The organism is Pseudomonas sp. FDAARGOS_761 (assembly GCF_013343155.1).
In the GTDB taxonomy this organism is placed as follows: Bacteria; Pseudomonadota; Gammaproteobacteria; order Pseudomonadales; family Pseudomonadaceae; genus Pseudomonas; species Pseudomonas aeruginosa.
On the sequence record NZ_CP054572.1, the window covers coordinates 5,651,749 to 5,665,124 of the forward strand.

The following is a 13,376-nucleotide window of genomic DNA, read 5'->3' on the forward strand; positions in this document are numbered from 1 at the left end:
CATTCCTGCGGGTTCTCGTTTGGTCAAAAAATCGCCAGATTCTACACCGTGCGGCGGGGCAGGACAAAACTCAGCAGGAACAGGCCGGCGGCGCTGACCACGATCGAGGGGCCGGCGGGGGTATCCTTGAACCAGGACAGGGCCAGGCCGGCGCACACCGCGACCAGTCCCAGCAGGCTGGCACCGACCGCCATCTGCTCGGGACTGCGGGCATGGCGCTGGGCGGCGGCGGCGGGAATGATCAGCAGCGAGGTGATCAGCAACACGCCGACGATCTTCATCGCCACGGCGATGACGATGGCGATCAGCAACATCAGCGCCAGGCGGATCGCTCCGACCGGCAGGCCTTCCACCTTCGCCAGTTCCTCGTGCACGGTGATCGCTAGCAGCGGCCGCCAGAGGAAGCAGATCAATGCCAGGACCAGCGCGCTGCCGGCGATTATCCACAGCAGGTCGCTGGCGCTCACCGCCAGCAGATCGCCGAACAGGTAGGCCATCAGGTCGACCCGCACTTCCTTCATGAAGCTCAGGGTGACCAGGCCCAGCGACAGAGTGCTGTGGGCGAGGATGCCCAGCAGGGTGTCGGCGGCCAGCGGCTGGCGCTGCTGCAGGGTCACCAGCAGCACCGCGAGCAGCACGCAGCCGACGGTCACAGCCAGGGTCGGGCTGACATCGAGGAGGAAACCCAGGGCTACCCCGAGCAGTGCGGCGTGGGACAGGGTATCGCCGAAATAGGCCATCCGCCGCCAGACCACGAAGGAGCCCAGGGGGCCAGCCACCAGGGCCAGGGCGAGGCCGGCGAGGAGGGCGTTGAGCAGGAAGTCAGCCATGGTTGCAGTCGGGGCCGTGCTTGTGGACAGGAGTGAAGCGGGTGCCTGGAGGCAAGGCGCCGGGACCGGCCTTGACCACCTCGCCGTGGAGGTCGTGGGCGTGGTCGTGATGGTGGTGGTAGATCGCCAGGCTGCGAGCGTCCTGGCCGAACAGCTCGACGAAGGCCGGGTCGCCGCTGACCTGCTCGGGGTGCCCTGAGCAGCAGACATGGCGGTTCAGGCAGACCACCTGGTCGGTGGCGCTCATCACCAGGTGCAGGTCGTGGGAGACCATCAGCACACCGCAGCCGTAGCGGTCGCGCAGTTTGCCGATGAGGCGGTAGAGTTCGGCCTGGCCGGCAACGTCGACGCCCTGCACCGGCTCGTCGAGCACCAGTAGTTCGGGCTTGCGCAGCAGAGCGCGGGCCAGCAGCACGCGTTGCAGTTCGCCACCGGAAATGCTTTGCAGCGGGCGCTCCAGCACGTGCGCCGCGCCGACCTCGCGCAACGCCGCCAGCGCCTGCTCGCGCCTGACCCCGGGTACCAGGCGGAGGAAGCGCAGTACGCTGAGCGGCAGGGTGGCGTCGACGTGGAGTTTCTGCGGCATGTAGCCGATGGTCAGCCGCGGCCGTCGCCAGACCTCGCCGACGTGCGGCTTGAGCAGGCCGAGCACGCTGCGTACCAGGGTGGTCTTGCCGGCGCCGTTGGGGCCGATCAGGGTGACGATCTGGCCGGGCTCGATGGCCAGGTCGACATCGCTCAGCACCGCCTGGCCGTTGAAGGACACGCCGACCTGGGTCAGCCGCACCAGCGCGTTGTCCATCAGGCGTCCTTCTGGTCCCGGCAGGTGCCGCAGAGGCCGACCACCTCGACGGTCTGGCTTTCAACGGCGAAGCCGACGCTGTTCGCTCCGGCGACGATGGCCCGGCTGATATCCGGCTGTTCCAGCTCGATCGCGGTGTGGCAGGTGCGGCAGATGAGGAACTGGCCCTGGTGGCTGTGCTCCGGGTTGTTGCAGCCGACGAATGCGTTGAGCGAGGCGATGCGGTGCACCAGGCCGTTCTCCTGGAGGAAGTCCAGCGCGCGGTAGACGGTCGGCGGCGCGGCGCGGCGGCCGTCGGTTTCGCTGAGCACCGCGAGGATATCGTAGGCCCCCAGCGGCTTGTGGCTCTGCCAGACCAGTTCCAGCACGCGCCGCCGCAGTTCGGTCAGGCGCACGCCCTGGCGCGCGCACAGCGCATCGGCCTCGGCCAGCGCGGTGCTGACGCACTGGCTGTGGTCATGGGGCTGGCAGGCCAGCGGGGTCTTGGGCGCAATCTTGTACATGGGCTGCGACGCTCGAGGGTAGAGACGTTATTATATTACCCGCTAACCACCTTTCATGTGAGTGCCGCCGTGACCCTGCGTCCCTTTGCCCTGCTGTCCGCCTGCTTCGCCCTGTTCCTGCTGGCTTCGCCGGCGCGCGCCGAGGTCAGCGTGCTGACCAGCATCAAACCGCTGCAACTGGTCGCCGCGGCCATCCAGGACGGCGTCGGCCAGCCGGACGTACTGCTGCCGCCGGGCGCCTCGCCACACCAGTACGCCCTGCGTCCTTCCGACGTACGGCGGCTGCGCGAGGTGCAATTGTTCTACTGGATCGGCCCGGACCTGGAGAACTTCCTGCCCAAGGTGCTCGCCGGCCGCCAGGGCACCAGCGTCGCGGTGCAGGACCTGCCGGGCATGCACCTGCGCAAGTTCGTCAATTTCGAGGAAGAGGAGCATGCCGGGCACGACGAGCACGACCATGACCATCGTCCCGGCATGCTCGACGCCCACCTCTGGCTGTTGCCGGCCAACGCCCGCACCATCGCCGCGCGGATGGCCGAGGACCTGGCCCAGGTCGACCCGGCCAACGCCGGGCGCTACCGGGCCAACCTGAAGGCCTTCGAGGAGCGCCTCGGCGGGCTCGACGGGAAACTCCGCGAACGCCTGGGCAAGCTTGCCGGCAAGCCTTTCTTCGTCTTCCACGAAGCCTTCGACTATTTCGAGGAAGCCTACGGGTTGCGCCATACCGGCGTGTTCGCGGTATCCGCGGAGGTCCAGCCGGGAGCACGCCATGTCGCCGCCATGCGCGCCCAGCTGAAGGCCGCCGGTCCGGCCTGCATCTTCAGCGAGCCGCCGCTTCGACCGCGGCTGGCCGACACCCTCAGCGAAGGCCTGCCGGTGCGCCTGGCCGAACTGGACGACCTGGGCGTGAACGTGAGCGTGGACGCCAACGGCTATGAGAATCTTCTGAACAACCTGGCAGGCGAATTTGCCGGCTGTCTGGAAAAGCTCTGAAAACCCGTGACTGATGGCCGCGCCCTCTTGCGCGCGGCGTCCCGATGACTAAGGTTGTCTGTTGCTACCTGACACAAGATATTGATTCCCGTCAGGTACGGATAACTAGATGTTGCGTACGGTGGCCGGCTTCGGACGCCCCAACAACCATCGGGAGGTTAATCAGCGGATGGCCAAGACAGACGCACGCAGTCCCCGCACCGAACGCGGGACCATCGCCCTGCAGGACGCGTCGCAGGATATCTGGGACAAGAAGTACCGGCTCAAGAGCAAGGACGGTACGCCGGTGGATGCCAGCGTCGACGGTACCTGGCAACGCGTCGCCCGCGCCCTTGCCGATGTCGAGGACAAGGCCTCCCGCGAACACTGGTACGGGCGCTTCCTCTGGGCCCTGCGCAACGGCGCCATCCCGGCCGGCCGGATCATTTCCAATGCCGGCGCCCTGGGGCACAAGCCGGCCACCTCGACCATCAACTGCACGGTGTCCGGGACCATCCAGGACTCCATGGACCACATCCTCGAGAAAGTCCACGAGGCCGGCCTGACGCTCAAGGCCGGCTGCGGCATCGGCTATGAGTTCAGCACCCTGCGCCCGCGCGGCGCCTACGTTTCCGGTGCCGGAGCCTACACCAGCGGGCCGCTGTCGTTCATGGACATCTACGACAAGATGTGCTTCACCGTCAGCTCCGCCGGCGGCCGCCGCGGCGCGCAGATGGGCACCTTCGATGTCAGCCACCCGGACGTCCGCGAATTCATCCGCGCCAAGCGCGAGGACGGGCGCTTGCGCCAGTTCAACCTGAGCCTGCTGATCACCGACCAGTTCATGCAGGCGGTGGAACAGGACGCCGACTGGCCGCTGGTGTTCCCCGTGCACGTGAAGGAACGCGACGAGATCGACCTCGACGACCCCAACGCGGTGGTCTGGCGCGAATGGCCGATCCAGGACGACTACGTCCAGCGCGCCGACGGGATGGTCGCCTGCAAGGTCTACGGCCAGGTCCGCGCCCGTCACCTGTGGGACATGATCATGGTCTCCACCTACGACTATGCGGAGCCGGGCTTCATCCTCATCGACCGGGTCAACGAACTGAACAACAACTGGTGGTGCGAGGCGATCCGCGCCACCAACCCCTGCGGCGAGCAACCGCTGCCGCCGTATGGCTCGTGCCTGCTCGGCTCGGTGAATCTCACCTGCTTCGTCGAGCAGCCATTTGGCGACGAGGCGCGCTTCGACTGGGACCGTTTCCGCGAAGTGGTGCGGGTGTTTACCCGGATGCTCGACAACGTGGTGGAAATCAACGGCCTGCCGCTGGAACAGCAACGCCAGGAAATCCTTGGCAAGCGCCGGCATGGCATGGGCTTCCTCGGCCTGGGCTCGACCCTGACCCTGCTCAAGCTGCGCTACGGCAGTCCCGAGGCCTGCGTATTCACCGAGGAAGTGGCGCGGGAAATGGCCCTGGTGGGCTGGGAAGTGGCCCTGGAGCTGGCCAGGGAGAAGGGCCCGGCGCCGATCCTGGCGCAGGACTACGAAGTCACCGCGGAAATGCTTCGCAAGCGTCCGGAAATGGCCGCCGATGGCTATAAGGCCGGCGACCGCATCCGCGGCAGCGTGCTTCACGCCAAGTATTCCCGCTACATGCAACGGGTCGCCGAACATGCTCCGGAACTGATCGAGGCGTTGGCTGAAACCGGCGCGCGCTTCACCCACCACAGCTCCATCGCGCCGACCGGGACCATCAGCCTGAGCCTGGCCAACAATGCCTCCAACGGCATCGAGCCGAGCTTCGCCCACCATTATTCGCGCAACCTGATCCGCGAAGGCCGCAAGACCAAGGAAAAGGTCGAGGTCTACAGCTACGAGCTGCTGGCCTACCGGACCCTGGTCAACGCCCAGGCCCTGCCGGACAGCGACGACCCGGCGCGACGCCTGCCGGACTACTTCATCACCGCCGACAGCGTCACCCCGGCGCAGCACGTGGACATCCAGGCGGCGGCGCAGAAGTGGGTCGATTCGTCGATCTCCAAGACCGCCAACGTGCCCACCGACTACCCGTTCGAGGACTTCAAGGACATCTACCGCTACGCCTGGCACCAGGGACTCAAGGGCTGCACCACCTTCCGCTTCAATCCCGAGGCGTTCCAGGGCGTGCTGGTCAAGGAGTCCGACCTGGAGAAGACCCGCTACCGCTTCGAACTGGAGGACGGCAGCGTGGTGGAGTTCAAGGGCAACGAGCAGGTCGAGTACGACGGTGAGATCCATACCGCCGCCAACCTCTTCGACGCCTTGAAAGAAGGCTATTACGGCAAGTACTGAGGCCGGGGGAATCGATATGTCAGCAGTCAAGATCACGCAGAAGATCAAGGGCTTCAAGGTCGTCAACGAAGCCGAGGAGCAGGCCCTTGCCGCCGCCGCGGAAGCCGCGTCGGTGGTGCAGATGGACGAGACCCTGGAGCGCCCGGATACCCTGATCGGCGCCACCTACAAGATCAAGTCGCCGCTGTTCGAGCACGCGCTCTACGTGACCATCAACGACATGGTCCTCAACGCGGGCACGGCGCACGAGCAGCGGCGTCCCTTCGAGATCTTCATCAACTCGAAGAACATGGATCATTTCCAGTGGATCGTCGCACTTACCCGCATCATGTCCGCGGTTTTCCGCAAGGGCGGCGACTGCACCTTCCTTGTCGAGGAACTCAAGGCGGTATTCGACCCGCGCGGGGGCTACCTGAAGAAAGGCGGCATCTACATGCCTTCCATCGTCGCCGAGATCGGCGGCGTGCTGGAGCGCCACCTGACGGCCATCGGCCTGTTGCGTGGCCCTGAACTGGACGAGGAACAGCGTCTTTTCCTCGCGGAAAAACGCGCCGCCTACGAGGCCGCCCAGGGCACCAGCAAGGTCGAGCCGGGCGAAGGCTTCCCCGCCGGCGCGCAACTGTGCGGCAAGTGCAACAGCATGGCGGTGGTACAGATGGACGGCTGCGCCACCTGCCTCAACTGCGGACACTCGAAATGTGGGTGAGCACTTGAAAAACGCATGCGTTTTTCAATGCGAACGACCGGCCAGGATGGCCGGGCTGGGGGTGGGCTGAACGACGAAGCCTCGACAGGATGTCAGCTCGGCCTTACCCAAGACGCCGAACCGCATGCGTTTTTCAATGCGAACGACCGGCCAGGATGGCCGGGCCGGGGGTGGGCTGAACGACGAAGCCTCGACAGGATGTCAACTCGGCCTCACCCAAGACGCCAAACCGCATGGGTTTTGAAGGGGGAGCGGCCGCAGGACGGCCGTGCTCCTGCGGTTCCTGCCTACAACGCAAACGGCAAATGAATCTCCACGTTCTGCCGTTGCGCCAGGCGCATCTCGAACTCCGCCGGATCATGGATCAGCACGTCCTGTCCGGCGAACGCCTCGGCGGCGATCAGTCGCGACAGCCAGAAGCGCACGCAGGCGACCCGCAGCATGCTCGGCCAGTGCTCGGCTTCCAGCGCGGTGAACGGCCGGCGGTTGGCGTAGGCGGCGAGCAGGGCGCGGGCGCGGGCCGGGTCCAGGCTGCCGTCGGCATTGGAGCACCAGTCGTTCAGGGTGATCGCCAGGTCGTAGAGCATCCAGCCGGAGCAGGCGTTGTAGAAGTCGATCAGGCCGGCCAGGTGCGGGCCGTCGAACAGCACGTTGTCGCGGAACAGGTCGGCATGCAGGTTGGCGCGCGGCAGCGCTGGACGCTCGGCATCCAGCGCGGCGATCTCCGCCAGGGCCGGGGCGAGCAGGGCGCGGGCCTGTTCCGGTAGTCGCGGGGCGAGGTTGGCACCTTGTTCCAGCATCCAGGGCAGGCCACGGTCGCTGGGGCGTTCGAGGATGCGCCCGCGGGTGGCGGCGTGAAGGTGGCCGAGCAGATCGCCCACTTCCTGGCAGTGGTGGGCGTTCGGCTGCCGCTCGTGGCGGCCGGCCAGGCGCGGTTGCAGCAGCGCCGGCTTGCCTTCGAGACGGCGCAGGGCCTCGCCGTCGCGGGTGCGCAGGGCGTAGGGCACCGGCAGGCCGTCCTCGTGGAGCACGTCGAGCAGTTCGATGAAGAACGGCAGGTCCTGCACCGGCCCGCGCTCGACCAGGGTCAGGACGAACTCGCCGTGTTCCAGGCTGACGAAGAAGTTGCTGTTCTCGGAGCCTTCGGCGATGCCACGGAAATCCCGCAGGCGGCCCAGGTCGTAGGGGGCGAGGAAGGCTTCCAGGGTCGAGCGTTCGAGTGGGGTGAACACCGACATGTCAGCGCGGCCTCGCCAGGTTGGAAGTGCACATCACCAGCTGAAGATCTCCCATTGTGGAATCAGCTTGTCCGGCTGGTCGGAGCGAATGAAGTTGCCATCGCTGCCGTCGGCGCGGACCAGGAAATAGGGTTTGCCATGCTTGGGAACCACCTTGATGGCGTAGAGGAAGCCATTCACGCGGTATTCCTGGATGGTCTTGTCGCCCTCCTGGCGGATGGTTACGTCGGGCTCGCCGGAGGGCGCGTCGTCGTCCGCCGCCATCGCGACGAGCGGGGCGAACGCCAGCAGTCCGGCGAGCATCAAGCGGTTCAGCGTACGCATGGTAACCTTGCTCCTTTATCGAATCGTCCAGGGTTCATTCTACACGCCCTGGTCTCCGGAAAAGGTTGATTCCCCTCATGAGCCAAGCGCCCCTCGTCCTGGTGGACGGTTCCTCGTACCTGTACCGCGCCTTCCATGCCCTGCCGCCGCTGACCACTTCGACCGGCAAGCCCACCGGTGCGGTGAAGGGCGTGCTGAACATGCTCCTGAGCCTGCGCAAGCAGTACCCGGACAGCCCGTTCGCGGTGGTCTTCGACGCCAAGGGCCCGACCTTCCGCGACGAGCTGTTCGCCGAGTACAAGGCCAACCGGCCGTCGATGCCCGACGACCTGCGGGTCCAGGTCGAGCCGCTGCATGCCAGCGTCCGCGCCCTCGGCCTGCCGTTGCTGTGCGTGGAGGGGGTCGAGGCCGACGACGTGATCGGCACCCTGGCGCGCAGCAGCGCCGCGGCCGGCCGCCCGGTAGTGATTTCCACCGGCGACAAGGACATGGCGCAACTGGTCGACGGGCACATTACGCTGGTCAACACCATGACCGGTAGCCGCCTCGACGTGGATGGCGTGAAAGAGAAATTCGGCGTCGGTCCTGAGCTGATCATCGATTTCCTCGCCCTGATGGGCGACAAGGTCGACAACATCCCCGGCGTTCCCGGCGTCGGCGAGAAAACCGCGCTGGGCCTGCTGACCGGCGTCGGTGGCGGCCTGGAGGTGCTCTACGCCAGCCTGGACAAGGTGCCCGAGCTACCGATCCGCGGCGCCAAGGGTTTGCCGGCGAAGCTCGAGGAAAATCGCGAGCAGGCGTTCCTGTCCTATCAGTTGGCGACCATCAAGACCGACGTCGAACTGGACGTGGAGATCGACAAGCTGTATCCCGGCGAGCCGCAGCGCGAAGCGCTGATCGCCCTGTACCGCGAGCTGGAGTTCAAGAACTGGCTGGACGACCTCCTGCGCGAGGCCAAGGAGGCCGGCGAGAACGGCGAGGCGGAAACGCCTATCCAGGCCGAGGTCGACTACGACGTGGTGCTCGACCAGGCCGGATTCGACGCCTGGCTGAAGAAGCTGGAGGAGGCCGAGCTGATCGCCTTCGATACCGAGACCACCAGCATCGACGCCCAGCAGGCGCAGGTGGTGGGGGTGTCCTTCGCCGTGAAGGAGGGCGAGGCCGCCTACGTGCCGCTGGCCCACAGCTACATGGGCGTTCCCGAGCAACTGGACCGTGACGCGGTGCTGCGTGCGTTGAAACCGCTGCTGGAGGATCCGAAGAAGCTCAAGGTCGGCCAGCATGCCAAGTACGACATCAATGTCCTGGCCAATGCCAGCACCCCCATCGCGCTGCGGGGCGTAGCCTACGACACCATGCTCGAGTCCTATGTGCTGGACTCCACCGCCACTCGCCACGACATGGACAGCCTGGCCCTGAAGTACCTCGGCCACAGCACCATCCGTTTCGAGGACATCGCCGGCAAGGGCGCCAAGCAACTGACCTTCGACCAGATCGCCATCGAACAGGCCGGGCCCTATGCGGCGGAGGACGCCGACGTGACCCTGCGCCTGCACCAGGCCCTGTGGCAGAAGCTGGAGGCGATCCCGTCCCTGGCCAGGGTCCTGACCGATATCGAGATGCCGCTGGTACCGGTGCTGGCGCGGATCGAGCGCAACGGCGCGCTGGTCGACGCCAACCTGCTGGGCATCCAGAGCCGCGAACTGGGCGAGAAGATGGTCGCCCTGGAGCGCCAGGCATACGACCTGGCGGGGCAGGAATTCAACCTCGGCTCGCCCAAGCAGCTCGGCGCGATCCTCTACGACAAGCTCGGCCTGCCGGTGCTGAGCAAGACCGCGACCGGCCAGCCGTCCACCGCCGAGGCGGTGCTCGCCGAACTGGCCGAGCAGGACTTCGAGCTGCCCAAGGTGATCATGCAGTACCGCTCCATGAGCAAGCTCAAGAGCACCTACACCGACCGCCTGCCCGAGCAGATCAACCCGCGCACCGGGCGCATCCATACCTCATACCACCAGGCGGTGGCGGCTACCGGGCGGCTGTCGTCGAGCGACCCGAACCTGCAGAACATCCCGATCCGCACCGCGGAGGGCCGGCGCATCCGCCAGGCGTTCGTCGCGCCGCAGGGCTACAAGCTATTGGCCGCGGACTACTCGCAGATCGAGCTGCGGATCATGGCCCACCTGGCCAAGGACGACGGCCTGCTGGATGCCTTCCGCCACGACCTGGACGTACACCGCGCCACCGCGGCGGAAGTCTTCGGCGTGCCGCTGGAAGACGTCAGCGGCGACCAGCGACGCAGCGCCAAGGCGATCAACTTCGGATTGATCTACGGCATGAGCGCCTTCGGCCTGGCCAAGCAGATCGGCGTCGAGCGCAAGGAGGCCCAGGCCTACATCGACCGTTACTTCGCCCGCTACCCCGGCGTCCTGGCGTACATGGAACGGACCCGCGCCCAGGCCGCGGAGCAGGGCTTCGTCGAAACCCTGTTCGGCCGTCGCCTGTACCTGCCGGAGATCCATTCGAAGAACGGTGCCATGCGCAAGGCCGCCGAGCGCACCGCGATCAACGCGCCGATGCAGGGCACCGCGGCGGACATCATGAAGCGCGCCATGGTCGCTGTGGATAACTGGCTACTGGAAAGCGGCCTCGATGCCCGGGTGATCCTCCAGGTGCACGACGAACTGGTGCTGGAAGTGCGCGAGGACCTGGTCGAGCAGGTGCGCGAGGGAATCCGCCCGTTGATGAGCGGCGCGGCGACCCTGGACGTACCGCTGGTGGTCGAGGCGGGTGTCGGTTCGAACTGGGACGAAGCCCACTGATGAACGGTTGCGAGGCCCGTGTGGCGGGCCTTGCGAGCAGGTCCGGAGTGCCCGCGGAGGGTGCCGTGGAAAAGTTTTTCGCGGCGCGCTGAACTTTCCCGTTTTGCCGACAGTCAGAACACACGAATGGCTTCTTGAGCCCTTCGATGCTCCTTTGCAGTGTTTAGTGTTGGCAGATTCCTGGACCCCGCCCTAGCGGTCCGGACTTGAACCCCGAACTTCCCCCTCCCCATACGAAGCTCGGGGTTTTTTTTGCCTGGAATTCAGGCTTCCCCGAACGCCTCTTGTTCCTCGTCCAGCAGGCCCAGCCATTGCGCCAGGACCATTTGCGCCTCGTCGACGCCCTGGCGCTTGGGCGCGGAGAACAGTTGCAGGGTGGCGACGTCGCCCCAGCCTTGCTGGACTTCCCGGCGTACCTTGAGCAGGGCGTTCTTGGCCGCGCCGAAGGCCAGCTTGTCGGCCTTGGTCATCAGTACATGGATCGGCAGCTGGCTGGCCTGTGCCCAATCCAGCATCAGTCGGTCGAAGTCGGTGAGCGGATGGCGGATGTCCATCATCAGGAACACCCCGGCCAGGCTTGCGCGGCTGCTCAGGTAGGCTTCCAGGTGGCGCTGCCAGTGCTGCTTCAGGGGGATCGGCACCTTCGCGTAGCCGTAGCCGGGCAGGTCCACCAGGCGCCGCGAGTCGTCCAGGGCGAAGAAATTGAGCAGTTGGGTACGTCCCGGGGTTTTCGAGGTGCGCGCCAGGTTGGCGTGGGTGAGGGTGTTCAGCGCGCTCGACTTGCCGGCATTGGAGCGCCCGGCGAAAGCGACTTCCAGGCCCTCGTCGGGGGGGCACTGGTCGACCTGGGCGGCACTGATGAGAAAGCTGGCCTTCTGGCACAGGCCGACGATGGGGTTCTTCTCTGACATGGGTTATCCACAGGGGTGCGACTCGGTGTCGCGGGGGGCTGTTTCGTTTCCGTTTCGGTATCGGAAGTATATAATGCCGCGGATTTTGTGTGCGCTTTATCCCCCAGGGTCGAGCGCGCGCGGGAACGGACAGAGCATTTTCCGCGCGGTAGAACGCGGGCGTTCCCCCTGATGAGGACGATCATGAAGAAACTGCTGCTCGCAGCGACAGTCGTTGCGGTGGCCGTTACGGCGCAGGCGGCGCAGGACCCGGAAGCAGTGTTCAACCGGACCTGTGGCGCGTGTCACGACGGCCAGCTGCCGATGGCGCCGAAAAAGGGCGACCATGCCGCCTGGGAGCCGCGGCTGGCCAAGGGCATGCCGACCCTGGTCCAGCATGTGACCAACGGATTCAACGCCATGCCGCCCCGCGGCCTGTGCACCGACTGCAGTGCCGAAGACTACCAGGCAACCATCCAGTGGATGGTGAAGAAGTAGCCGAAGCCCACTATCTTTCACCCTTAGCCGTAATTGGATTAGCTGATGAACAAACTTCTCGTGAGTCTGCTGTTGACCCTGGGTCTGACCGGCCTTGCCCATGCCGCTGGCGATGCCGCCGCGGGCCAGGCGAAAGCCGCGGTATGCGGCGCCTGTCACGGTGCGGATGGCAACAGCCCGGCGCCGAACTTCCCGAAACTGGCCGGCCAGGGCGAGCGTTACCTGCTCAAGCAGATGCATGACATCAAGGACGGCAAGCGTACCGTGCTGGAAATGACCGGCCTGCTGACCAACCTCAGCGACCAGGACCTGGCCGACATCGCCGCCTACTTCGCCAGCCAGAAGATGAGCGTCGGCATGGCCGATCCGAACCTGGTGGCCCAGGGCGAAGCGCTGTTCCGCGGCGGCAAGATCGCCGAAGGCATGCCGGCCTGCACCGGTTGCCATTCCCCGAGCGGCGTCGGCATCGCAACCGCCGGTTTCCCGCACCTGGGCGGCCAGCACGCGACCTACGTGGCCAAGCAGCTGACCGACTTCCGCGAAGGCACCCGCACCAACGACGGCGACACCAAGATCATGCAGTCCATCGCCGCCAAGCTGTCGAACAAGGACATCGCCGCGATTTCCAGCTACATCCAGGGTCTGCACTGATCGCTGCGTAGCACGGCAAAAAAGATGTATGAAAAAGGGTGGCCTCGGCTGCCCTTTTTTGCGTCCGCCATCGCTACAATGCTGGAACCCGTGACCGCTCCCCCCGGTCGAACTGACCGGGCCGAACCCGGCCGGAGAGCGGCACTGACCTCGCCTAGGAGTGAACGATGCGTAACCTGATTCTCACCGTCATGCTGGCCATGGCCAGCCTGTTCGGCATGGCCGCCCAGGCCGACGACTATACCGCCGGCAAGGAATACGTCGAGCTGAGCAGCCCGGTGCCGGTGTCCCAGCCGGGCAAGATCGAAGTGGTGGAACTGTTCTGGTATGGCTGCCCGCATTGCTACGCGTTCGAGCCGACCATCGTGCCGTGGAGCGAGAAGCTGCCGGCAGATGTCCATTTCGTGCGCCTGCCTGCCCTGTTCGGCGGTATCTGGAACGTCCATGGGCAGATGTTCCTGACCCTGGAAAGCATGGGTGTCGAGCATGACGTACACAACGCCGTGTTCGAGGCGATCCACAAGGAGCACAAGAAGCTCGCCACTCCGGAAGAAATGGCCGATTTCCTCGCCGGCAAGGGCGTGGACAAGGAAAAATTCCTGAGCACCTATAATTCCTTTGCCATCAAGGGCCAGATGGAAAAGGCCAAGAAGCTGGCGATGGCCTACCAGGTCACCGGCGTACCGACCATGGTGGTCAATGGCAAATACCGCTTCGACATCGGCTCCGCCGGTGGTCCGGAGGAAACCCTCAAGCTGGCCGACTACCTGATCGAGAAAGAGCGCGCAGCGGCCAAGAAGTAGGCAAG

Annotated in this window: 13 protein-coding genes; 7 read left to right on the forward strand and 6 right to left on the reverse strand. The window is 65.7% G+C overall.

The features are described from left to right. Window positions 1–41: 41 nt before the first annotated feature. From znuB to zur, 3 genes are read right to left on the reverse strand one after another with little or no spacing between them, the layout of a single operon-like run. Window positions 42–830 (reverse strand): zinc ABC transporter permease subunit ZnuB, encoded by a 789-nt coding sequence (gene znuB / locus FOC67_RS26350; RefSeq protein ID WP_003096998.1) that lies wholly within the window; start codon window positions 828–830, stop codon window positions 42–44. Then, window positions 823–1,632 carry a zinc ABC transporter ATP-binding protein ZnuC gene (gene znuC / locus FOC67_RS26355; protein WP_003099732.1) on the reverse strand — a complete coding sequence of 270 codons (810 nt, stop codon included), beginning with the start codon at window positions 1,630–1,632 and terminating at the stop codon, window positions 823–825. The genes znuB and znuC overlap by 8 nt, the downstream gene beginning before the upstream one ends. Then, window positions 1,632–2,135, reverse strand: a complete 504-nt coding sequence (gene zur / locus FOC67_RS26360; protein WP_003096992.1) for a zinc uptake transcriptional repressor Zur — start codon at window positions 2,133–2,135, stop codon at window positions 1,632–1,634. The genes znuC and zur overlap by 1 nt, the downstream gene beginning before the upstream one ends. A gap of 69 nt (window positions 2,136–2,204) precedes the next feature. Here zur and FOC67_RS26365 point away from each other — a divergent pair, with 69 nt between their 5' ends. The 3 genes from FOC67_RS26365 (at window position 2,205) to FOC67_RS26375 (ending at window position 6,148) form a co-directional block, all read left to right on the forward strand. Further along, window positions 2,205–3,128 carry a zinc ABC transporter substrate-binding protein gene (locus FOC67_RS26365; RefSeq protein WP_003096990.1) on the forward strand — a complete coding sequence of 308 codons (924 nt, stop codon included), beginning with the start codon at window positions 2,205–2,207 and terminating at the stop codon, window positions 3,126–3,128. Between the two features lie 109 nt (window positions 3,129–3,237). After that, complete coding sequence (locus tag FOC67_RS26370; RefSeq protein WP_009316031.1) at window positions 3,238–5,442, forward strand: adenosylcobalamin-dependent ribonucleoside-diphosphate reductase; 2,205 nt, start codon at window positions 3,238–3,240, stop codon at window positions 5,440–5,442. 16 nt (window positions 5,443–5,458) lie between these two features. Beyond that, entirely contained in the window at window positions 5,459–6,148 is a 690-nt protein-coding gene (locus tag FOC67_RS26375; protein WP_003096987.1) for a hypothetical protein, read from the forward strand. 287 nt (window positions 6,149–6,435) lie between these two features. Here the strand turns inward: FOC67_RS26375 and FOC67_RS26380 are convergent, their stop codons facing one another. Further along, a complete protein-coding gene (locus FOC67_RS26380) occupies window positions 6,436–7,386 on the reverse strand; it encodes a homoserine kinase (RefSeq protein WP_003110565.1) in 951 nt (316 codons plus the stop codon). A gap of 33 nt (window positions 7,387–7,419) precedes the next feature. After that, on the reverse strand, window positions 7,420–7,710 hold the full coding sequence (locus tag FOC67_RS26385; RefSeq protein ID WP_003096984.1) for a DUF2782 domain-containing protein: 291 nt from the start codon (window positions 7,708–7,710) through the stop codon (window positions 7,420–7,422). Window positions 7,711–7,787: 77 nt separating this feature from the next. On the opposite strand from FOC67_RS26385, the gene polA reads away from it, so the two are divergent. Next, the gene (polA, locus tag FOC67_RS26390; RefSeq protein ID WP_009316030.1) at window positions 7,788–10,529 is read left to right on the forward strand and encodes a DNA polymerase I; all 2,742 of its coding nucleotides are present in this window, start codon (window positions 7,788–7,790) and stop codon (window positions 10,527–10,529) included. A 263-nt stretch (window positions 10,530–10,792) separates the two neighbouring features. Here the strand turns inward: polA and yihA are convergent, their stop codons facing one another. After that, window positions 10,793–11,440, reverse strand: coding sequence for a ribosome biogenesis GTP-binding protein YihA/YsxC (yihA, locus tag FOC67_RS26395; RefSeq protein WP_009316029.1), 648 nt, complete (start codon window positions 11,438–11,440; stop codon window positions 10,793–10,795). A gap of 183 nt (window positions 11,441–11,623) precedes the next feature. On the opposite strand from yihA, the gene FOC67_RS26400 reads away from it, so the two are divergent. The 3 genes from FOC67_RS26400 (at window position 11,624) to dsbA (ending at window position 13,371) form a co-directional block, all read left to right on the forward strand. Then, complete coding sequence (locus tag FOC67_RS26400; protein WP_003096979.1) at window positions 11,624–11,917, forward strand: cytochrome c5 family protein; 294 nt, start codon at window positions 11,624–11,626, stop codon at window positions 11,915–11,917. A 45-nt stretch (window positions 11,918–11,962) separates the two neighbouring features. Further along, a complete protein-coding gene (locus FOC67_RS26405) occupies window positions 11,963–12,568 on the forward strand; it encodes a cytochrome c (RefSeq protein WP_003102831.1) in 606 nt (201 codons plus the stop codon). Between the two features lie 167 nt (window positions 12,569–12,735). Next, window positions 12,736–13,371: a thiol:disulfide interchange protein DsbA gene (gene dsbA, locus FOC67_RS26410; protein WP_009316028.1), complete on the forward strand. Its 636-nt coding sequence runs from the start codon at window positions 12,736–12,738 to the stop codon at window positions 13,369–13,371. Window positions 13,372–13,376: the final 5 nt, after the last annotated feature.